The following is a 21,423-nucleotide window of genomic DNA, read 5'->3' as shown; positions in this document are numbered from 1 at the left end:
ACCTTGGGCACCCACCAACCACCCGACCGCCCCGGAAATGGTTGGTCCGTGCCCAAGGTCACGCGGCGCGGGCGGTCGGCGGCGGAGCGGTACGCCATGCGGGTGGGTCGGTGCGGCGTGCTGCGCCGCGCGTGAAGGCGGACCGGAGGCGATCGGTCAGATCGGATCTCGGATCGACGACGTCCTCCCATCCGAAGTGAACGAGTTCGACGCCGCGGTCACTGAGTCGCTGGTCACGACGGTGGCTGCTGCGCAGCAGACGCCGACGCTCCTCGGCGGTGCTCGCCTCGTACTTCGCGAGCCCGTCCGCTTCCCCGATCGTTCGGAACTGAGGCCACCAGAAGTCGACCCGCTCGATCATCCAGCGGAACCCGTCGAAGAACTGCACCTGCAGGACGGGCGCGGGCAACCCGGCCGCCGCGAATCTGACCCGGGCGATCGACTCCAGGGCGGACTCCGCCGACGGGTCACCGAACGCGACGGCCGCCAGTGCCCGCCGGATGCCGGGCCAATGGTGCTGGCGGTCAGCCACCGCGCTGAGAGCTGCGAGCGTCGTACCGCTGCGCAACGCCGCGTCGACGGTGACCACGGACTCGTGCAGCGGCAGCTCGCGGGCGAGGTCGAGCACCGTGCGGGCCACATCTGTGACTGGCAGCCATGGCTCATGCGACAGGTCAGCCGGCGGCAGGCCGGCACGTCGTACGACGATGTTCGCGCGCCGCTGGTTGCGCTGGGCTTCGGGCGGCCGCGTCAGCCAGGCCGCATCGACAGGCGGGGCGGCAGGACGACCTCGGTCGGTCCACGTCGGGAGACCTAACAGCCGGGCCGCACTGAAATGGCTCACCACCGATCCCGGGTACGCCGCGTGGGCACAGGCGATCGTCGCGAGGTCCGCGTCGAGACGTCCGTCGACGTAGTGGCCGTGGTGGTGCTGCAGGACCCCGCGCCGGACGAGCCGCCGGAGATCGGCGTCCCCCAGTCCGAGATCCTGCAGCGCCGCCCGCCGCCGCGGAATTCGCGCGAGCACGAGCAGCCGTTCGCGCACGCCGTACCCAAGCCGATCCATCCCACCACCCTCGCTCCCCACCCCGCACTCCCGCACCCTCGAACCTCCGCAGCTGTGGACAACCTCTTTGAGCACCGACCAACCAAAATCCTCGGCGCAAGTTGGTTGGCGGGTGCCCAAGGACGCGGATGAGTGGTTGGTGGGGGCTCAATGTGGGATGCGGAGTGGTGATGGTGTGTGATCGGGGTATGGCGATCGAGTTGAGTACGCCGGGGATCGGTGAGCTGGGTGACGTGGTGGCGACGCTGCGGGACTGGCAGCGGGAGGACGTGCCGCTGCAGTTGCACCCGGGGGACCTCGGCTGGTTCTGGCGGTTCGGGGAGGACAGGACGGCGGCGGCGACGCGGGTCTGGCGGCGTGAGGGGCAGATCGTCGCGATCGGCCTGCTCGACGAGCCGGACTGGCTGCGGACGGCGATCCTCCCGGACGCCCAGCGTGACGAGGAACTCGCGCAGCGGATCGTCGAGGACGTGTCCAGCATCCTGGTCGACGGCAAGGTGTACGTCGAGACGCCGATGGGCGCCCTGGTCCAGGAGCTGCTGTTCAAGGACGGCTGGAACGCGGACGCGCCCTGGATCCCGCTCCGCCGCGACCTGAGTGAACCCGTCCCGGACCCGGGCATGCGGGTCGACGTCATCGGTGCCGAGGAGGCGCACGAGCGCACCTCCGTCCAGCGGGCCTCGTTCGACGGGTCGACGTTCACCGACGAGCGCTGGTTCGCGATGTCCGACGGCCTGCCGTACGCCGACGCGCGCTGCCTCGTGCTCCGCAACAAGCTCGGCGAGTCCGTCGCCGCGGCGACCGTGTGGTCGGCCGGCGACGGACGCCCGGGCTACATCGAGCCGCTGGGCGTCCACCGGTTGCACCGCGGCCGCGGGTACGGCACGGCGATGGTCCTGGCGTGCGCGCGGGCCCTTCAGGAGCTGGGCTCGTCGAGCATCTACACCTGTACGCCGGCCACCAACGTCGGCGCGGTGGCGACGTACCAGGCAGCCGGAATGCAGGCGCTCGACGAGATCCGCGCCCAGTACCGAGACGCCTAGGCGGAAGCGACGTCGTCCGCGGCCCGGAGTACGCGCAGGATGTTGCCACTGGCAAGCTTGCCGAGTTCCTCGGTGCTCCAGCCGCGGTCGGCCAGCGCCTCGAACAGCACCGGGTACGACGCCACGTCCGGCAGCTCCACCGGGAACTCCGGGCACCCGTCGTAGTCGCCGCCCAGCCCGATGTGGTCGATGCCGGCCACCTCGCGGACGTGCTCGACGTGCGCGACCACGTCGGCCAGCGTCGTCTCGGGCTTGGGCTGCCCGTAGATCTCGGCCAGCTTCGCCTGGTGCTCGGGCTTGAGCGGGTTCAGGCCCTGGTCCTCGGCCGCGGCGCGCGCGCCGGCGACCCAGTCGACGTACGCCTGCGAGGTGAAGTACGGCACGAACGTGACCATGCAGACGCCGTCGTTGGCGGCGAGCGTCTCGAGCACGTCGTCGGGCGCGTTCCGCGGTACGTCGCAGACCGCGCGGGCCGAGGAGTGACTGAAGATCACCGGTGCGCTGGTGACGCGCAGCGCGTGCCGCATGGTGTCCGCGGAGACGTGCGAGAGGTCGACGAGCATGCCGATCCGGTTCATCTCCCGGACGACCTCCTCGCCGAAGTCGTTCAGCCCGCCGAGCACCGGCTCGTCGGTCGCCGAGTCCGCCCAGGACACGTTGTTGTTGTGGGTCAGGGTCATGTACCGCACGCCGAGCGCGCGCATCACCCGCAGCACGCCGAGCGACTCACCGATCGAGTGGCCGCCCTCCATGCCCATCAGCGACGCGACCTTGCCGGCCTTGATCGCCGCCTCGACCTCGTCCGCGGTGTCGGTGAGCTCCAGGTCCGCGGGGAAGCGCTCGACCAGGCGCCGGACGAAGTCGAGCTGCTCGAACGTACGCCGTACCGCGTGCTCGTCCTGCGGCACCCACAAGGACCAGAACTGCCCGCCCACCTGACCGCGCCGCAGCCGGGGGAGGTCGGTGTTCAGCGACGGCACCGAGCCGCTCAGGTCGTGTGCGTCCAGGTCGTAGCCGCACAGTTCGTGGAAAGCGATCGGCAGGTCGTTGTGCCCGTCGATCACCCGGTAATCGGTCAGCGTCATAGCGGCCATCCTCGCAGTTCGGGACCGTGGTCAGCAGCCACCCCCGGATCGGGGACAATGGGCTGGTGGATATCGACGAGTTGACCTTCGACGCGGCCGGGCTGATCCCGGCGGTGGTGCAGCAGTACGACACGCGCGAGGTCCTGATGGTGGGCTGGATGGACGCCGAGGCGGTGCGCCGTACCGCGGAGACCGGGCGGAGCACGTTCTGGTCGCGCAGCCGGCAGCAGTACTGGGTGAAGGGCGAGACCAGCGGCCATCGTCAGCACGTCAAGCAGATCCTCGTCGACTGCGACGCGGACACCCTGCTGGTGCTCGTCGACCAGGAAGGCCCGGCCTGCCACACCGGCACCCGGAGCTGCTTCGAGCACGGCGAGATCGAGGTGAAGGCAGCGTGACCGCGCCGGACCTGGAGACCTTCCGGGAGTACGCGAAGGACCGCCGGGTGATCCCGGTGACGCGGCGGCTGCTCGGCGACGCGGAGACGCCGATCGGTGTCTACGGCAAGCTCGCGGCCGAGCGCGAGGGCACGTTCCTGCTGGAATCCGCGGAGAACGGCGGCGTCTGGTCGCGGTATTCGTTCATCGGCGTCCGCTCCGCCGCGACGCTGACCGAGCGCGACGGCGAGGCCGTCTGGACCGGCAACCCGCCGGTCGGCCTGCCGCAGACCGGCGACCCGCTGAAGGCGCTCCGCGAGACGCTGGAGATCCTGCACACCCCGCGGCTGCCGGACCTGCCGCCGCTGACCGGCGGCATGGTCGGCTTCCTCGGGTACGACGCGGTGCGCCGGCTGGAGCGGTTGCCGGACACAACGACCGACGACCTCGGCCTGCCCGAGCTGACGTTCCTGTTCGCGACCGACCTGGCCGCGCTGGACCACGAGACCGGCGAGATCTGGCTGATCGCGAACGCGGTCAACTGGGACGACTCCGACGAGCGCGTCGACGAGGCGTACGCCGACGCGGTCCGGCGGCTCGACGCGATGGAGCGCGACCTCGCGCGGCCCACCCCGTCGTACGTCGTCCGCGCCGACCGGCAGGCCCGGCCGGAGCCGCAGCGGCAGCGCTCCAGCGCCGAGTACCGGGAGGCCGTGGAGCACGCCAAGGAGGAGATCCGCGCGGGCGAGGCGTTCCAGATCGTCGTCTCGCAGCGGTTCGAGCTGCAGACCGCGGCGTCCGCGCTGGACATCTACCGGGTGCTGCGCCGGTCCAACCCGAGCCCGTACATGTACCTGGTCCGCCTGGACGGCTTCGACATCGTCGGCTCCAGCCCGGAGGCGCTGGTCAAGGTCACCGACCACAAGGTGATCCTGCACCCGATCGCCGGCACCCGCCGCCGCGGCGCGACGCCGGAGGAGGACCACGCGCTGGAGGAGGAGCTGCGCGCGGACGTGAAGGAGCGCGCCGAGCACCTGATGCTCGTCGACCTCGGCCGCAACGACGTCGGCAAGGTCTGCGCGCCCGGCACCGTCGAGGTCGTCGACTTCATGGACGTCCGGCGCTACAGCCACGTCATGCACCTGGAGTCGACGGTCACCGGGCAGCTCAAGGCCGGGATGACCGCCTTCGACGCGCTCACCGCCGCGTTCCCGGCGGGCACGCTGTCCGGGGCGCCGAAGCCGCGCGCGATGGAGATCATCGACAAGCTCGAGGTCACCCGGCGCGGCGTGTACGGCGGGGTGGTCGGCTACCTGGACTTCGCCGGGGACGCGGACACCGCGATCGCGATCCGCACCGCGGTGCTGCGCGGCGGGACGGCGTACGTCCAGGCCGGCGCCGGCATCGTCGCGGACTCCGACCCGGCCGCCGAGGACGCCGAGTGCCGGACGAAGGCGGCCGCGGTGCTGAACGCGATCGCCGTCGCGGGAACGTTCAGCGACGTATGAGATCGCAGCGACTGGTCGACGTCCTCGCCCTGGCGGCGCTGGCCCTGCTCGGGCTGTCGGCGTACCTGACCTGGGTCTCGGCCGACCCGGGGAACGGGCGGCCCGTCGTCGAGCTCAGCGGCTACACGATCACCAAGGCGCCGGTGACGCTCGCGCTGGCCGGGGTGGTGGCGGTCGTCGTGACCAAGCTCGCCGGCACGTTCCTGCGGAGAGTTCTGGGCGGTCTGGTGGTGCTGCTCGGTGTGGCTGCGATCGTCGTCTCGTTGAGCGTCCGCCCCGATGGCCCGGAACTGAGCCGGTTGCGGCCGGAGCTGAGCGACGTACTGGCGGACCAGGTGACGCAGGCCGGCGGCCCGGCGCCGTGGTTCGCCCTGGCGGGCGGGATCGCGCTGGCCGGAGCCGGGCTGCTGACCGTGCTGACAGCGCATCGCTGGCGGCGCGCGACCCAGCGTTACGAGCGTGATCCGGGCGCCACGCCCGCGGATCAGTGGAAGGCGATCGACGCGGGGGAGGACCCGACTCTCTGATCGCGGCGGGCTACCGCCACAATAGGACGGGACACCAAGGAGGAGTGGCGCCAATCATGGAGAATACGACCGCCGATCAAGCGGCACGGGCGACTGAGGAAGTTCCCCACGACCTGCACGGCAACAGCCCGGCGGCGTGGACCGCGGTGGCGATCGTGCTGATCGCGTTCACGATCGGCGCCATCGCGATGGTGCTCGGTCCGAACTGGGTGCTGTTCTGGATCTCGGTCGGCATCGCGGTGCTCGGAGCCCTGGCCGGCAAGGTGCTGCAGCTGCTGGGCTTCGGGGTCCCCACCGACGGCCATCACTGAAGGGGCGGACGGACATGACTGTGCTTGACGACATCCTCGCCGGGGTCCGGGAGGACCTCGCGGAGCGCCAGGCGCGGGTCAGCCTGGACGACCTGAAGCTGGAGGCCCAGCGCAAGCCCGACGCCAAGGACCCGATGCCGGTGTTCCGCGGCGACGGGATCGCGGTGATCGCCGAGGTGAAGCGCTCCAGCCCGTCCAAGGGCGAGCTGGCCGAGATCACCGACCCGGCGGCGCTCGCCGGGGAGTACGAGCAGGGCGGCGCCGCGGCCATCTCGGTGCTGACCGAGGAGCGCCGGTTCAACGGCAGCCTGGACGACCTGCGCGCGGTCCGCGGCCGGGTCGACGTGCCGGTGCTGCGCAAGGACTTCATCGTCTCGTCGTACCAGCTCTGGGAGGCGCGGGCGGCCGGGGCCGACATGGTGCTGCTGATCGTCGCCGCGCTGGAGCAGGAGGCGCTGGTCTCGCTGATCGAGCGCGCCCAGTCGATCGGGCTGTGCCCGCTGGTCGAGGTGCACGACGAGGAGGAGACCCGGCGTGCGGTGGACGCCGGCGCCCAGCTCATCGGCGTGAACAACCGGAACCTGAAGACCCTCGAGGTCGACCGGGACACCTTCGCCCGGGTCGCGCCGACGATCCCGACCGAGCTCGTCCGGGTGGCCGAGTCCGGGGTCCGCGGCCCGCATGATGTAATCGAGTTCGCGCGCGCCGGGGCCGATGTCGTCCTCGTCGGTGAAACCCTGGTGACCGGCCGCGATCCCCGCGCCTCGGTCGCCGACCTCGTCGCCGCAGGATCGCACCCCGCCATCCAGCAGCGGCACTAGTACATCCGGGCCGGTCCAAACGGCACCGGGAAGGAAACTCTCCCGTGCTGTCAGGGCCGGGCTTGGAAGGTTTTGTTCGGATGAGTACTGTGCTGCCCGACCAGCTCGGGCACTTCGGCCGTTTCGGCGGCAGGTTCATGCCGGAGGCGCTGATCGCGCCGCTCGACGAGCTCACCCAGGCCTGGCGCGACGCCATGGCCGACCCGGAGTTCACCGGTGAGTTCGAGCGGATGCTGCGCGAGTACATCGGCGCCCCGAGCCTGCTGTACGACGCGACCCGGCTGTCGGACGTGGCCGGCGCGCGGATCCTGCTGAAGCGCGAGGACCTGAACCACACCGGCGCGCACAAGATCCGCAACGCCATCGGCCAGGCGCTGCTGACCAAGCGGATGGGCAAGCCGCGGGTGATCGCCGAGACCGGCGCCGGCCAGCACGGCGTCGCGACCGCGACCGCGTGCGCCTACCTCGGCCTCGAGTGCGTGGTCTACATGGGCGAGGTCGACACCGAGCGCCAGGCGCTGAACGTGGCCCGGATGCGGCTGCTCGGCGCCGAGGTGATCGCGGTCAAGACCGGCAGCCGGACGCTGAAGGACGCGATCAACGACGCGCTCCGCGACTGGGTCGCCAGCGTCGACAAGACCCACTACATCCTCGGTACGGCGGCCGGTTCGCACCCGTTCCCGGCGATGGTCCGCGACTTCGTCCGCGGCATCGGCGACGAGGCGCGCGAGCAGACGCTGGAGCTGACCGGCAAGCTTCCGGACGCGGCGGTCGCCTCGGTCGGCGGCGGCTCGAACGCGATCGGCCTGTTCACCGCGTTCATTCCGGACGAGGACGTGAAGCTCTACGGCATCGAGCCGGGCGGCGACGGCTTCGAGACCGGTCGGCACGCGGCGACGATCACCGCCGGCCAGGTCGGCGTACTGCACGGCGCGCGGTCGTTCCTGCTGCAGGACGAGGACGGCCAGACGATCGAGTCGCACTCGATCTCCGCGGGCCTGGACTACCCCGGCGTCGGACCCGAGCACGCGTGGCTCGCGGAGACCGGGCGGGCGTCGTACCGGCCGATCACCGACGCCGAGGCGATGGAGGCGTTCCGGCTGCTGTCCCGGACCGAGGGCATCATCCCGGCGATCGAGTCCGCGCACGCGGTCGCCGGCGCGCTCGACATCGCGAAGGAACTGGGGCCGGAGGCAACCATCCTGGTGAACCTGTCCGGCCGCGGCGACAAGGACATGGACACGGCCGCGACCTGGTTCGGCCTGGCGGGGAAGGAGGCCCACGGTGAGTGAACTCGTTGCCCTGGGCAAGGCCGGGGCCGCGATCCGGAAGGCGAACGCCGAGGGCCGCGGTGCCCTGGTCGGGTACCTGCCGGCCGGTTTCCCGTCGTACGACGGCGGTGTCGACGCGATCAAGGCGCTCGTCGACGGCGGTTGCGACGTGCTCGAGATCGGCCTGCCGTACAGCGATCCGGTGATGGACGGCGTGACGATCCAGCGGGCCGCCGCGGCCGCGCTGGCCGGCGGCGTCCGGACCCGCGACGTGCTCAGCACGGTCGAGAAGGTCGCGGCGTACTCCGACGTACCGGTGCTCGTGATGACGTACTGGAACCCGGTCGAGCGGTACGGCGTGGACCGGTTCGCGGCGGACTTCGCCGCCGCCGGGGGCGCCGGGCTGATCACGCCCGACCTGATCCCGGACGAGGGCGCGGAGTGGATCGCGGCCGCGGACAAGAACGAGCTGGACAAGGTGTTCCTGGTCTCGCCGTCGTCGACCGACGAGCGGATCGCGATGACCACGGCCGCCTGCCGCGGGTTCGTCTACGCGACCGCCGTGATGGGCGTCACGGGGGCGCGGGACAAGCCGTCGGACCTGGCCGCGCCGCTGGTCGCCCGGGTGAAGGCGGCAACGAGTATCCCGGTCGGCGTCGGCCTCGGGATCTCGAACGCGGACCAGGCGGCCGGGGTCGCCGCGTTCGCGGACGCGGCGATCGTCGGCGCGGCACTGGTGAAGGCGCTCGAGGACGGCGGCCCGGCCGGCGTCCGCGCGCTCGCCGAATCCCTGTCCGAAGGCGTCCGCCGGGAACCCCGCCCGTCCGTCGATCGTTAGTACCGCCGTGAGTCGAACTGGAGCGTGTCGCTCGGCCGCCGTCCTGCTGTTGGCGGCGGTGGCTCTGATCGCCCTCGCGGGCTGCAGTGGCAAGGACGAGAAGCCGGACAACCCGGGCGGAGCGATCATCCGCAGCAGCCAGGACCCCAACGGGCTGCGCGGCGCGACGCTCGACCGGCCGTACGCGATGCCGGCCACCACCCTGACCGACACCGGCGGGAACCCGTTCAACCTGGTCACCTCGACCAAGAAGCCGGTCACGCTGGTGTTCTTCGGCTACACCAACTGCCCGGACGTCTGCCCGACCGTGATGGCCGACGTCGCGTCCGCGCTCACCAAGCTCGACGAGCAGGTGCAGGACCAGATCCAGGTGCTGTTCATCACCACCGACCCGGCGCGCGACACCGGGCCGGTGATCCGCAAGTACCTGGACCGGTTCGACCCCGCGTTCGTCGGGCTGACCGGGTCGCTGACGTCGATCAAGGACGTCGCCAAGGCGGTCGGCGTACCGGTGGAGGGGATGCAGAAGCTGCCTTCCGGCGGGTACGAGGTCGGTCACGGAGCGCAGGTGATCGGGTTCGGTAAGAACGACAAGGCGAACGTGCTCTGGTTGTCGAACGCCGCCATCGGCGACCTCGCGCACGACTTCGGGAAGCTGGTGGAGGTCAACCGGTGAGGGCATGGTTCCCGTGGATCTCGCTGGTCGCGCGGCTCGTTCTCGGCGGCGTGATGCTGGTGGCCGGGGCGTTGAAGGTCACCGATCCGGAGACCGCCGCCCAGGCGGTCCGCGCGTACGAGCTGCTGCCGGCGACGCTGGTCGAGCCGGTCGGCTGGGGGATGCCGTTCCTGGAGATCGCGATCGGGTTGCTGTTGATCATCGGCTTCGGTGTCCGCGCCGCGGCCGTCGCGGCCGGTGTTTTCATGGTCGTGTTCATCGTCGCGGTGGCTTCCGCCTGGGCCCGCGGCCTGTCGATCGACTGCGGCTGCTTCGGCGGCGGCGGTCAGGTCGCCCCGGGGCAGACGAAGTACCTGCAGGAGATCCTGCGGGACATCGGCTTGCTGGCGCTGGCCGGCTGGCTGTGGTTGCGCCCGGTCAGTAAGTTCGCCGTCGTATCGGAACCGGACCCGGAGCCGGACCCAGAACCGCGAGGAGTCACCGCGTCGTGAGCAAGACCAAGCCCCCCGTGAATCCGCTGCTGCAGCAGCAGAAGCGTCGGATCTCACCCGGGATCATCGTGGTGATCGTCCTGGTGCTGGCGCTCGGCGCCGGTGTCGGCGTGCAGTACTACCGCGGCCACTCCAAGGTCGAGGTGAGCTCGACCGGCCGCCCGGAGCCCACGGTGATCACCGGCCCCGGTACGGCCGGCAAGGGCGTCACGGTCGGCAAGGCCGGCGCGAAGGTGAACATCGACGTGTACCTCGACTTCCGCTGCCCGCACTGCGCGGAGTTCGAGGAGACGACCGGCGCGACCGTCGACAAGCTCGTCGAGGACGGTGCGGCGACGCTCACCTACTGGCCGATGCAGTTCGTGAACCCGGGCGCCTCGCCGCGGCTCGCGAACGCGTTCGCCGCGGCGGCCGCGAACGGCAAGGCGGTCGGCTTCGTCGGCGAGCTGTACGGCGACTTCTCGAAGTCATGGACGACCGACCAGCTGATCGAGCTCGGCAAGCAGCTCGGGATCGGCGACGGGAAGTTCCAACAGGCCGTGCAGAACAACGAGTACGCGAGCTGGCTGGAGTCCGTCGGCAAGGCGGCCGACGAGCGCGGCGTGACGGGGACACCGACCGTGTTCGTCGACGGCAAGCAGTTGCCGTCGGACCAGTTGACCGCCGAGGGGCTGCAGAAGGCCGTCGACGCGATCGCGAGCTGAGAGGACGATCGGGACTCTGAGGCCCCATCGTGACCGTGGGTTTCTGGCCGTGGTCAGGCGGGTCGAGTAGCGTTCCCACTTGCCATGTCTAGTCTGACTGCCGCCGTGTTGATTCCGGCCTCCATCCCCAGCCCGAGCCAGGGCGTCTGGCATCTCGGTCCGGTCCCGGTCCGCGCGTACGCGCTGTGCATCCTGGCCGGCATCTTCGTCGGGTACTGGCTCGGCCGCCGGCGCTGGGTGGCGCGCGGCGGTTCGGCGCCGGTGCTCGCCGACATCATGTTCTGGGCGATCCCGTTCGGGCTCGTCGGGGCCCGGATCTACCACGTCATCACCGACGCTGAGCAGTACTTCGGCCCGGGACCCGGCAGTCCGATCGACGCGCTGAAGATCTGGCACGGCGGGCTGGGCATCTGGGGCGCGGTCGGCTTCGGCGCGCTCGGGGCGTGGATCGCGTGCCGGCGGGCGAAGGTGCCGTTCCTTGCGGTCGCGGACGCGATGGCGCCCGGGATCGCGCTGGCGCAGGTGTTCGGCCGGTTCGGCAACTACTTCAACCAGGAACTGTTCGGTAAGCCGACAACCCAGCCGTGGGGCCTGGAGATCGCTTTCAACAACCGCCCGGCCGGGTACCAGGACTTCGCGACGTTCCACCCGACGTTCCTGTACGAGGCGCTGTGGAACCTCGGCGTGATGGCGCTGATCCTGATCCTCGACCGCCGCTTCAAGTTCGGCCACGGCCGCGCGTTCTTCCTGTACGTCGCGGCGTACACCGCCGGCCGAGCCTGGATCGAAAACCTCCGCATCGACACCGCGAACCACTTCCTAGGCCTCCGCCTGAACGTCTGGACCTCCCTGATCCTGTTCGCCCTGGCCGTCATCGCCTACGTCATCAGCGCCAAACGCCACCCAGGCCAGGAAGACATCACCACCGGCCCGGCGGCCGGTACGCCGACCGAGCCCGAGAAGGCCGACACGTCCGAGGCCGAGGTGTCGGAGAAGGTCGAGGACGACAAGCCGGAAGGCCAGGAGGCTTCGGGGGACACCGAGAAGGTGGAGGCCGGCAGCCCCAACGGATCCAACGGCCCAGAACCGGCCGACGGGGCTCGTGACTGAGACGCCGGGGGTTTCGGCTGAGCATCACGGGGATCACACGCACCGTGATGTGAACGGCGGCTGGCTGCGGCCGGCGGTGTTCGGGGCGATGGACGGGCTGGTGTCGAACTTCGCCCTGATCGCCGGCATGGACGGCGGCACCAGCTCCGGCTCGAAGTTCATCGTGCTCGCCGGCCTCGCGGGCCTGGCCGCGGGTGCGTTCTCGATGGCGGCGGGGGAGTACACCTCCGTCGCCTCGCAACGCGAGCTCGCCCGAGCCGAGATCGAGGTCGAGCGCACCGAGATCAAGCGGCACCCGATCGACGAGGAGATCGAGCTCGCCGAGACCTACCGCGCGAAGGGCCTCGACCCGGACCTCGCCAGCAAGGTCGCCAAGCAGTTCCACTCCGACCCGGACCAGGCCCTCGAGGAACACGTCCGCGAGGAGCTCGGCATCGACCCCACCGACCTCCCGAACCCGGTGATCGCGGCCGCGTCGTCCTTCATCTGCTTCGCGATCGGCGCCTTCGTCCCGGTGGCGCCGTACCTGTTCGGTGCCGGCAACGTCCTGCCGTCGCTCATCCTCTCCCTGACCGCGCTCTTCGTCTGCGGAGCCGTCGTCTCCCGCGTCACCAGCCGGTCCTGGTGGTACTCCGGCCTCCGCCAACTCCTCCTCGGCGCCGCCGCGGCCGCCCTCACCTACTTCGTCGGCACCCTCGTCGGCCCCGGCATCGGCTGACTCTGCGTGAACAGGCTGCTGTAGGCGTTGAGCGCGGGCTGGCCGCCGAGGTGGGCGTACAGGACGGTGGAGTCCTTCGGGATGTCGCCGGTGCGGATCAGGTCGATCAGCCCGGCCATCGACTTTCCCTCGTAGACCGGGTCGATGATCATCCCCTCGAGCTGCCCGGTGAGCCGGATCGCGTCGAGCGTGGACTGCACCGGGATGCCGTACTCGTCGCCTGCCCAGCCCTCCAGCACCGTGATCTCGTCGTCGCGCAGCTCCCGCCCGAGCTCGATCAGCTCCGCCGTCGCCCGCGCGATCCGCTCCACCTGGTCGCGGGTCTCCTGCAGCTTCGCGCTCGCGTCGATGCCGATCACCCGCCGCGGCCGGTCCTGCCCGGCGAAGCCGGCGATCATCCCGGCATGCGTCGACCCGGTGACCGAGCAGACCACGATCGTGTCGAAGAAGACCCCGAGCTCCCGCTCCTGCTGCTCCACCTCGTAGGCCCACTGCGCGAACCCTAGCCCGCCGAGCCGATGGTCCGAGGCGCCCGCCGGGATCGCGTACGGCGTACCGCCGCCGGCCTCGACGTCCGCGAGCGCCTGCTTCCAGCTGTCCTTGAACCCGATCCCGAACCCGGAGGGGTCCAGCCGCACGTCGGCGCCCATGATCCGGCTGAGCAGGATGTTCCCGACCCGGTCGTTGAGGGCGTCCGGCCAGTTCACCCAGTTCTCCTGGACCAGCACCGCCTTCAGCCCGACCTTCGCCGCGACCGCGGCGACCTGGCGGGTGTGGTTCGACTGGTACCCGCCGATCGACACGAGCGTGTCGGCGCCCTGCGCGAGCGCGTCCGGGATCAGGTACTCGAGCTTCCGCGTCTTGTTCCCGCCGTACGCGAGACCCGAGTTGCAGTCCTCGCGTTTCGCCCAGATCCGGGCGCCGCCGAGGTACGCCGAGAGCCGCTCCAGCGGGTGCACGGGACTGGGGCCGAACAGCAACGGGTACCGCGGAAAATCACTGAGCGCCATGGGATTCCTCCAGTAAGGTCGGCGGGATGTTCCCCGCTGCGATCGACGTCCCGCCCGCGACGTACCTCGACCAGCTAGGCACCATCTTCACCCGCTTCGGCACCCAGGACTCCGGCAACGTCTCGTACGGCGTCCGGACCGGCGCCGCGCGGTACTTCGTCAAGTCCGCCGGCGACCCCGCGGACACCCGCCCGTACCTGGACTTCGCCGGCCGCGTCGACCTGCTCCGTACGGCGGCCGAACTCGCGCGCTCGGTCCCGCACCCGGTGGTGCCCGAGTTGCACGCCGTACTCGAGTCGCCGGCCGGACCGGTCCTCGTCTACGAGTGGCGCGACGGCGAGCTCCTGCACGAACCGGCGGTCCGCGAGCGTTTCCAGGCGCTGCCGACCGCGGAGATCCTGGCCGCACTCGACGCGCTGTACGACCTGCACGTCGCGCTCGACGCGGCCGGCTGGGTCGAGGGCGACTTCTACGACGGCGCGCTGCTGTACGACTTCACCGCCCGCCGGCTGACCGTGATGGACCTCGACACCTACCACCGCGGCCCGTACCGCAACACGATGGGCCGGATGTTCGGCTCGAGCCGCTTCATGGCACCCGAGGAACACGTCCTGGGCGCCCCCGTCGACACCCGTACGACGGCCTACGTGATGGCCCGCACCGCCCTGGTCCTGCTCCCGGACCCGCCGCCCGAACTCCACCAGGTCCTGATCGAAGCCACCACAACCCGCTTCCCGAACTACCGCGCCTTCTACGACGCGTGGCTCACCGCCTCGTCCACCACTGCCGACAACCTGGCCAACCGCTCCAGGTGATCCTCAGCGCCGGGCCGCTCGATCGCCCACGCGGCCCGCGAGACCCCGGTGTACGCCGCAACCAACGTCGCCCCACACCGGACAGCACCCACGTCCGCCGTACGACCGTCGTACGCGGCGAGCAGGTCGTCCAGCGGTAGGTCGGTGGCGAGCAGCAGGTAGCCGAGGTCGAACCCGGCCGGTCCGAGCCCGAACTGCTCCCAGTCGATCGCGACCACATCGTCGCCGGAGCGCCCCAGCAGGTTCACCGGGTGCGCGTCGCCATGCGTCGGCACCCGAGGCAGCCCGTCGAGGACGGCCAGCGCCGACGCCCGCCGCGCCCACAGCTCCTCAACCGCCGCCGACGCGAGCCCCGCGCGGGTCAACGGAGCCCAGCCGCCGCGGCGCTCCACGGTCCTCAGACGGTCCCGCAGTACGTCGCGCGCACCCCAGGCAGGCTCAGCCACAGAACAGCCCGCAAACCGCCCCAGAGCCGCGGCCAGACCCTCCGGATGCCACTCCGCGGGCGGTACGTCGGCCATCCGCAGCGTGATGCCGTCCGCATCCCGCTCGACGCCCAGGCAGGCCGGCGCGCGAAGTCCCGCCGTACCGGCGACGATGCCGGACTCGGCCACCAGCGCCTGGCGTTCCCAGAAGCCGTGGTGCCGCGGATCGGTCACCCCGGGAACCAGCCGCTTCACGACCTGCCCGTCGGGTGTCCGCCAGACGCCGCCGGTGGCCTGTCCGGTGCCGGTGGTGAGCGGTTGCCAATCGGGGGAGGGCTGCCAGGTCACGTGATCCGGCCTATCAGTCTCAGCAAGTGAATTTCCTGTGACCTGGGTGGTTGCGGGCGCGTCCGGCTGGGAAGATGGAGGACCGAGTGAGCGCTTGCTTACACAGCGTCATCAAGGCGTTTCGCGGTGGACAAGAAGTCCATCTGGCGGGCGTCATGAGGTAGTCTCGGGACTCCCGGCTTGGGCCAGTGTTGTCCCGCGGCCAGTTGTGTTGACCGTAGGACGACGGGAGCTCCTGAATGTTTGGTGTCCCCCCATTCCCGAGCGAGGGTCTCTACGACGGACAGCATGAGCATGACGCTTGTGGTGTCGCCTTCGTCGCGACCCTGACCGGTGAACCCAGCCACGACATCGTGGCGAAGGCCTTGACCGCCCTGCGGAACCTCGAGCACCGTGGCGCGTCCGGTGCCGAGCCGGACTCCGGTGACGGCGCCGGCATCCTGATCCAGGTGCCCGACGCGTTCTACCGCAAGGTGTGCGCGTTCGAGCTGCCCGCGCCGCACAGCTACGCGACGGGCATCGCGTTCCTCCCGGCCGACGCCGACGACGCCGCGAAGGCGGTCGCGCGGATCGAGGAGCTCGCGGCCGAGGAGCAGCTGACGGTCGTCGGCTGGCGGGACGTCCCGACCACCCCCGAACTGCTCGGCGCGACCGCACGCTCGGTGATGCCGACGTTCAAGCAGCTGTTCGTGACCGCGCAGACGGGCCGCGTGCTCGGCCTGGCGCTGGAGCGGATGGCGTTCCGGCTGCGCAAGCGCGCCGAGAAGGAGACCGCGACGTACTTCCCGTCGCTGTCCGGCCGCACCATCACCTACAAGGGGATGCTCACCACCGACCAGCTGGACAAGTTCTTCCCGGAGCTGACCGACCCGGACCTCGCGTCCGCGATCGGCGTCGTGCACAGCCGGTTCTCGACGAACACGTTCCCGTCCTGGCCGCTCGCGCACCCGTACCGGTACATCGCCCACAACGGCGAGATCAACACCGTCCAGGGCAACCGGAACTGGATGCGCGCCCGCGAGGCGCTGCTCGCCAGCGACCTGATCCCCGGCGACCTCGAGCAGCTCTACCCGATCTGTACGCCGGGAGCGTCCGACTCCGCGTCCTTCGACGAGGTGCTCGAGCTCCTGCACCTCGGCGGCCGCTCGCTGCCGCACGCGATGCTGATGATGATCCCGGAGGCGTGGGAGAACGCCACCACGATGGACCCGAAGCGGCGCGCGTTCTACGAGTTCCACTCGACGCTGATGGAGCCGTGGGACGGCCCGGCGTCGGTGGTCTTCTCGGACGGCACCAAGGTCGGCGCGGTGCTGGACCGCAACGGCCTGCGCCCCTCGCGGTACTGGGTGACCGAGGACGGCCTCGTCGTCCTGGCGTCCGAGGCCGGCGTCCTGGACATCGACCCGGCCACGGTGACCGAGAAGGGCCGGCTCGAGCCCGGCCGGATCTTCCTGGTCGACGTCGACGCGCACCGGATCATCACCGACGCCGAGGTGAAGAACGCGCTCGCCAACGAGCACCCGTACGACGAATGGCTGCACGCCGGCCTGATCCGCTTCGAGGACCTGCACGAGCGCGAGCACGTCGTCCACAGCCACGCGTCCGTGACCCGGCGCCAGCAGGTCTTCGGGTACACCGAGGAGGAGCTGCGGGTCATCCTCACGCCGATGGCGAAGTCGGGCGCGGAGCCGATCGGCTCGATGGGCACCGACACCCCGATCGCGGTGCTGAGCGACCGGCCGCGGCTGCTGTTCGACTACTTCGCGCAGCTGTTCGCCCAGGTCACGAACCCGCCGCTGGACGCGATCCGCGAGGAGCTGGTGACCTCGCTGTCGTCCAGCCTCGGCCCGGAGTCGAACCTGCTGAGCCCGAGCCCGGCGTCCTGCCGCCAGGTGGTGATCCCGTTCCCGGTGATCACCAACGACGAGCTGGCCAAGCTCCGGCACATCAACCTCGACGGCGACATGCCCGGCCTGGCCACCACGGTGCTGCGCGGCGTGTACGACGTGGAGGGCGGCGGCGAGGCGCTGAAGGCGCGGCTCGACGAGCTGTGCGCCGAGGCGAGTGCCGCGATCCAGGACGGCGCCCGCATCCTGGTGCTGTCCGACCGGCACTCGAACGCCGAGAAGGCCCCGATCCCGTCGCTGCTGCTGACGTCGGCCGTCCACCACCACCTGGTCCGCGAGAAGACCCGGACCCAGGTCGGCCTGGTGATCGAGGCGGGTGACGTCCGCGAGGTGCACCACGTCGCGCTCCTGATGGGGTACGGCGCCGCGGCGATCAACCCGTACCTGGCGCTGGAGTCCGTCGAGGACCTGTGCCGCCAGGGCACCTACCTGCCGGGTGTGGAGCCCGAGCAGGCGATCCGCAACGTGGTGAAGTCGCTCGGCAAGGGCGTCCTCAAGGTGATGTCGAAGATGGGCGTCTCGACCGTGGCGTCGTACACGGGTGCCCAGATCTTCGAGGCCACCGGCCTGGCCCCCGACCTGGTCGACAAGTACTTCACCGGTACGGCGTCCAAGCTCGGCGGCGTCGGCCTCGACACGATCGCCGAGGAGGTCCGGCGCCGGCACCTGCGGGCCTACCCGGCCGACGGCATCCTGCCGGCGCACCGCAAGCTCGAGATCGGCGGCGAGTACCAGTGGCGCCGCGAGGGCGAGCCGCACCTGTTCGACCCGGAGACGGTGTTCCGGCTGCAGCACAGCACCCGGACCGGGCGGTACGACATCTTCAAGCAGTACACGTCCCGCGTCGACGAGCAGTCCGAGCGGCTGATGACGCTGCGCGGCCTGTTCGGGTTCAGCAGCGACCGGCAGCCGATCCCGATCGAGGAGGTGGAGCCGGTCAGCGAGATCGTCAAGCGGTTCTCCACCGGCGCGATGAGCTACGGCTCGATCAGCGCCGAGGCGCACACCACGCTGGCGATCGCGATGAACCAGCTCGGCGGCAAGTCGAACACCGGTGAGGGCGGCGAGGACGCCGAGCGGCTCTACGACCCGGCCCGGCGGAGCTCGATCAAGCAGGTCGCGTCCGGCCGGTTCGGCGTCACCGCGGAGTACCTGACGAACTCCGACGACATCCAGATCAAGATGGCGCAGGGCGCGAAGCCCGGCGAGGGCGGGCAGCTCCCCGGCCCGAAGGTGTACCCGTGGGTCGCCAGCACCCGGCACTCGACGCCGGGCGTCGGCCTGATCTCGCCGCCGCCGCACCACGACATCTACTCGATCGAGGACCTGGCGCAGCTGATCCACGACCTGAAGAACGCGAATCCGCAGGCGCGGATCCACGTGAAGCTGGTCTCCGAGGTCGGCGTCGGCACGATCGCCGCCGGTGTCTCCAAGGCGCACGCGGACGTCGTACTGATCTCCGGTCACGACGGCGGCACCGGCGCGGCGCCGCTGACCTCGCTGAAGCACGCGGGCGGACCGTGGGAGCTCGGCCTCGCCGAGACCCAGCAGACCCTGCTGCTGAACGGGTTGCGGGACCGGATCGTCGTCCAGACCGACGGCCAGCTGAAGACCGGCCGGGACGTGATCGTCGCGGCGCTGCTCGGCGCGGAGGAGTACGGTTTCGCGACCGCTCCGCTGGTGGTGTCGGGCTGCATCATGATGCGCGTCTGCCACCTGGACACCTGCCCGGTCGGCGTCGCCACCCAGAACCCGGTGCTCCGCGAGCGGTACTCCGGCAAGCCCGAGTTCGTGGTGAACTTCTTCGAGTTCATCGCCGAGGAGGTCCGCGAGTACCTGGCGCAGCTCGGCTTCCGCACGCTGGACGAGGCGATCGGGCACGCCGAGGTGCTGGACATCCGGCGCGCGGTCGACCACTGGAAGGCCGACGGCCTCGACCTGTCGCCGATCCTGCACGTCCCGGCGCTGCCCGAGGGCGCGTCGCGGCACCGCACCGTCGAGCAGAACCACGGCCTCGACAAGGCCCTCGACAACGAGCTGATCCGGATCTGCCAACCGGCGCTGGAGAACGGCGAGCCGGTCCGCGCGCAGGTCCCGATCCGCAACGTCAACCGGACCGTCGGCACCATGCTCGGCCACGAGATCACCAAGAAGTACCGCGCGGCCGGGCTGCCCGACGGCACCATCGACCTGACCTTCACCGGGTCGGCCGGGAACTCGTTCGCCGCCTTCGTACCGCGCGGGGTCACCCTCCGGCTCGAGGGTGACGCCAACGACTACGTCGGCAAGGGCCTGTCCGGCGGCCGGGTCGTGATCCGGCCCGACCGGCGGGCGCGGTTCGACGCCGCCGACCAGATCATCGCCGGCAACGTGATCGCGTACGGCGCGACGTCCGGCGAGCTGTTCATCAGCGGCGGTGCGGGCCAGCGGTTCTGCGTCCGGAACTCCGGCGCCACCGCGGTCGTCGAAGCGGTCGGCGACCACGCCTGCGAGTACATGACCGGTGGGCGCGTCGTCGTACTCGGCGCCGTCGGCCGGAACTTCGCGGCGGGCATGTCGGGCGGCGTGGCCCACGTGCTCGACCTGGACCCCGCCCTCGTCAACCCGGAGCTGGTCGATCTGCGGCCGGCCGACGAGGAGGAGACCGGACTGTTGCAGGACCTGGTCCGGCGGCACCACGAGGAGACCGGCTCGGAACGGGCGGCCAAGCTGCTCGCCGACTGGCCCGCCGCCGCTGCCCGGTTCACCACGGTGATGCCCCGCGACTACGCCCGGGTGCTGGCGGCCAAGGCGGCCGCCGAGCGCGACGGCCTGGACGAGGACGCCACCACGCGAGCGATGATGGAGGCCATCTGATGGCTGACCCCAAGGGATTCCTGACCACCGGGCGGGAGGTCGCCGAGCGGCGGCCGGTCGGCGAGCGGGTTCAGGACTGGAAAGAGGTCTACCCCGGCGGGCCGGGCAAGGCGCTGCTGCCGATCATCGGGAAGCAGGCCGGGCGCTGCATGGACTGCGGCATCCCGTTCTGCCACAACGGCTGCCCGCTGGGCAACCTGATCCCGGAGTGGAACGACCTGGTCTGGCGCGACGACTGGTCGAGCGCGATCGAGCGACTGCACGCGACCAACAACTTCCCGGAGTTCACCGGGCGGCTGTGCCCGGCGCCGTGCGAGACCGCGTGCGTGCTCGGCATCAACCAGGACCCGGTGACGATCAAGAACGTCGAGGTCGCGATCATCGACAAGGCCTGGGAGACCGGTGACGTCCAGCCGCAGCCGCCCGAGTGGCTGACCGGCAAGACGATCGCCGTCGTCGGCTCCGGCCCGGCCGGCCTGGCCGCCGCGCAGCAGCTGACCCGCGCCGGCCACACGGTCGCGGTCTACGAGCGCGCCGACGCTCCGGGCGGCCTGCTGCGGTACGGCATCCCCGAGTTCAAGATGGAGAAGATCCAGGTCGACCGCCGGATCCAGCAGATGAAGGAGGAGGGCACGGTCTTCCGCTCCGGCGTCAACGTCGGCGTGGACGTCACCGGCACTCAGCTCAAGCAGCGGTACGACGCCGTCGTCATCGCGACCGGCGCCACGGCCGCCCGCGACCTGCCGGTGCCCGGCCGGGAGTACGGCGGCATCCACCAGGCGATGGAGTACCTGCCGCAGGCCAACCGGGTGGCGCTCGGCCAGAGCGTCGCGGACCAGATCGTTGCCACTGGCAAGGACGTGGTGATCATCGGCGGCGGCGACACCGGCGCGGACTGCCTCGGTACGGCGCACCGCCAGGGCGCGCGCTCCGTCACCCAGCTGGAGATCATGCCGCGCCCGTCCGACGAGCGCCCGGGCCACCAGCCGTGGCCGACGTACCCGATGACGTACAGGGTCGCGTCCGCGCACGAGGAGGGCGGCGACCGGGTGTACGCCGTCTCCACGGTCAACTTCGAGGCCGATGCCGACGGCAACGTCGCGGGGCTGAACCTGGTCGAGGTCGAGTTCAAGGACGGGAAGTTCACCCCGGTCGAGGGCTCGGAGCGGACCATCCCGGCGCAGCTGGTGCTGCTCGCGATGGGCTTCCTCGGCCCGGAGCGCGAGGGCTTCCTCGAGCAGCTCGGCGTCGAGCTCGACGAGCGCGGCAACGTGCAGCGGGACAACAACTACCGCACGTCCGTCGACGGCGTGTTCGCCTGCGGTGACGCCGGCCGCGGCCAGTCGCTGATCGTCTGGGCGATCGCCGAGGGCCGGTCCTGCGCGAACGGCGTGGACAGCTTCTTGACGGGCTCGTCCACGCTGCCCACGCCCATCCCGCCCACCGCCCGCCCGCTGGCGGTCTGACGGTCCCGACCCTCGGGCACCCGCCACGCGACGCGCGGTGAGTGCCCGAG

The 21,423-nt window shown here is 70.8% G+C and carries 20 protein-coding genes; 16 read left to right on the top strand and 4 right to left on the bottom strand.

The window, feature by feature from the left end:
- Positions 1-58: 58 nt before the first annotated feature.
- Positions 59-1,066, bottom strand: a complete 1,008-nt coding sequence (locus ABN611_RS36550; protein WP_350276868.1) for a hypothetical protein — start codon at positions 1,064-1,066, stop codon at positions 59-61.
- A 188-nt stretch (positions 1,067-1,254) separates the two neighbouring features.
- Between ABN611_RS36550 and ABN611_RS36545 the strand changes: the two genes are divergently transcribed.
- Entirely contained in the window at positions 1,255-2,109 is an 855-nt protein-coding gene (locus tag ABN611_RS36545; protein ID WP_350276867.1) for a GNAT family N-acetyltransferase, read from the top strand.
- Here the strand turns inward: ABN611_RS36545 and ABN611_RS36540 are convergent.
- Positions 2,106-3,194: a dipeptidase gene (locus ABN611_RS36540; RefSeq protein WP_350276866.1), complete on the bottom strand. Its 1,089-nt coding sequence runs from the start codon at positions 3,192-3,194 to the stop codon at positions 2,106-2,108. The two genes, ABN611_RS36545 and ABN611_RS36540, sit on opposite strands and share 4 nt — an antisense overlap.
- Before the next feature lie 65 nt (positions 3,195-3,259).
- Here ABN611_RS36540 and hisI point away from each other — a divergent pair, with 65 nt between their 5' ends.
- The 12 genes from hisI to ABN611_RS36480 all read left to right on the top strand — a co-directional run bounded on the left by hisI (position 3,260) and on the right by ABN611_RS36480 (position 12,546).
- Positions 3,260-3,592 (top strand): phosphoribosyl-AMP cyclohydrolase, encoded by a 333-nt coding sequence (gene hisI, locus ABN611_RS36535; RefSeq protein ID WP_350276865.1) that lies wholly within the window; start codon positions 3,260-3,262, stop codon positions 3,590-3,592.
- On the top strand, positions 3,589-5,079 hold the full coding sequence (locus ABN611_RS36530) for an anthranilate synthase component I (protein WP_350276864.1): 1,491 nt from the start codon (positions 3,589-3,591) through the stop codon (positions 5,077-5,079). The genes hisI and ABN611_RS36530 overlap by 4 nt, the downstream gene beginning before the upstream one ends.
- Positions 5,076-5,606, top strand: a complete 531-nt coding sequence (locus ABN611_RS36525; protein WP_350276863.1) for a Trp biosynthesis-associated membrane protein — start codon at positions 5,076-5,078, stop codon at positions 5,604-5,606. Before ABN611_RS36530 ends, ABN611_RS36525 begins: the two co-directional genes overlap by 4 nt.
- Before the next feature lie 56 nt (positions 5,607-5,662).
- Complete coding sequence (locus ABN611_RS36520) at positions 5,663-5,917, top strand: HGxxPAAW family protein (RefSeq protein WP_350276862.1); 255 nt, start codon at positions 5,663-5,665, stop codon at positions 5,915-5,917.
- 14 nt (positions 5,918-5,931) lie between these two features.
- On the top strand, positions 5,932-6,738 hold the full coding sequence (gene trpC / locus ABN611_RS36515) for an indole-3-glycerol phosphate synthase TrpC (RefSeq protein ID WP_350276861.1): 807 nt from the start codon (positions 5,932-5,934) through the stop codon (positions 6,736-6,738).
- Between the two features lie 80 nt (positions 6,739-6,818).
- Positions 6,819-8,030 (top strand): tryptophan synthase subunit beta, encoded by a 1,212-nt coding sequence (gene trpB / locus ABN611_RS36510; protein ID WP_350276860.1) that lies wholly within the window; start codon positions 6,819-6,821, stop codon positions 8,028-8,030.
- Positions 8,023-8,847, top strand: a complete 825-nt coding sequence (gene trpA / locus ABN611_RS36505; RefSeq protein WP_350276859.1) for a tryptophan synthase subunit alpha — start codon at positions 8,023-8,025, stop codon at positions 8,845-8,847. The genes trpB and trpA overlap by 8 nt, the downstream gene beginning before the upstream one ends.
- 7 nt (positions 8,848-8,854) lie before the next feature.
- Entirely contained in the window at positions 8,855-9,523 is a 669-nt protein-coding gene (locus tag ABN611_RS36500; RefSeq protein ID WP_350276858.1) for an SCO family protein, read from the top strand.
- On the top strand, positions 9,520-10,014 hold the full coding sequence (locus ABN611_RS36495) for a MauE/DoxX family redox-associated membrane protein (RefSeq protein WP_350276857.1): 495 nt from the start codon (positions 9,520-9,522) through the stop codon (positions 10,012-10,014). The genes ABN611_RS36500 and ABN611_RS36495 overlap by 4 nt, the downstream gene beginning before the upstream one ends.
- Entirely contained in the window at positions 10,011-10,718 is a 708-nt protein-coding gene (locus ABN611_RS36490) for a thioredoxin domain-containing protein (RefSeq protein ID WP_350276856.1), read from the top strand. Before ABN611_RS36495 ends, ABN611_RS36490 begins: the two co-directional genes overlap by 4 nt.
- An 84-nt stretch (positions 10,719-10,802) precedes the next feature.
- Positions 10,803-11,828: a prolipoprotein diacylglyceryl transferase gene (lgt, locus tag ABN611_RS36485; protein ID WP_350276855.1), complete on the top strand. Its 1,026-nt coding sequence runs from the start codon at positions 10,803-10,805 to the stop codon at positions 11,826-11,828.
- A gap of 49 nt (positions 11,829-11,877) precedes the next feature.
- Positions 11,878-12,546 (top strand): VIT1/CCC1 transporter family protein, encoded by a 669-nt coding sequence (locus ABN611_RS36480; protein ID WP_350276854.1) that lies wholly within the window; start codon positions 11,878-11,880, stop codon positions 12,544-12,546.
- Here ABN611_RS36480 and ABN611_RS36475 read toward each other — a convergent pair.
- A complete protein-coding gene (locus ABN611_RS36475; protein WP_350276853.1) occupies positions 12,507-13,556 on the bottom strand; it encodes a 1-aminocyclopropane-1-carboxylate deaminase in 1,050 nt (349 codons plus the stop codon). The two genes, ABN611_RS36480 and ABN611_RS36475, sit on opposite strands and share 40 nt — an antisense overlap.
- A 26-nt stretch (positions 13,557-13,582) precedes the next feature.
- On the opposite strand from ABN611_RS36475, the gene ABN611_RS36470 reads away from it, so the two are divergent.
- Complete coding sequence (locus tag ABN611_RS36470) at positions 13,583-14,371, top strand: hypothetical protein (RefSeq protein WP_350276852.1); 789 nt, start codon at positions 13,583-13,585, stop codon at positions 14,369-14,371.
- On the opposite strand, the gene ABN611_RS36465 is transcribed toward ABN611_RS36470, so the two are convergent.
- Entirely contained in the window at positions 14,308-15,144 is an 837-nt protein-coding gene (locus ABN611_RS36465) for a phosphotransferase (RefSeq protein ID WP_350276851.1), read from the bottom strand. The two genes, ABN611_RS36470 and ABN611_RS36465, sit on opposite strands and share 64 nt — an antisense overlap.
- Positions 15,145-15,383: 239 nt before the next feature.
- On the opposite strand from ABN611_RS36465, the gene gltB reads away from it, so the two are divergent.
- Together gltB and ABN611_RS36455 are read left to right on the top strand one after the other, a co-directional pair.
- Positions 15,384-19,907, top strand: coding sequence for a glutamate synthase large subunit (gltB, locus tag ABN611_RS36460; protein ID WP_350276850.1), 4,524 nt, complete (start codon positions 15,384-15,386; stop codon positions 19,905-19,907).
- The gene (locus ABN611_RS36455) at positions 19,907-21,373 is read left to right on the top strand and encodes a glutamate synthase subunit beta (protein ID WP_350276849.1); all 1,467 of its coding nucleotides are present in this window, start codon (positions 19,907-19,909) and stop codon (positions 21,371-21,373) included. Before gltB ends, ABN611_RS36455 begins: the two co-directional genes overlap by 1 nt.
- Positions 21,374-21,423 lie beyond the last annotated feature (50 nt).

Origin of the sequence: Kribbella sp. HUAS MG21, from assembly GCF_040254265.1 — a bacterium.
Lineage (GTDB): Bacteria > Actinomycetota > Actinomycetes > Propionibacteriales > Kribbellaceae > Kribbella.
The sequence above is the reverse complement of the archived record's forward strand: the minus strand, read 5'-3'. Positions and strand labels throughout refer to the sequence as shown.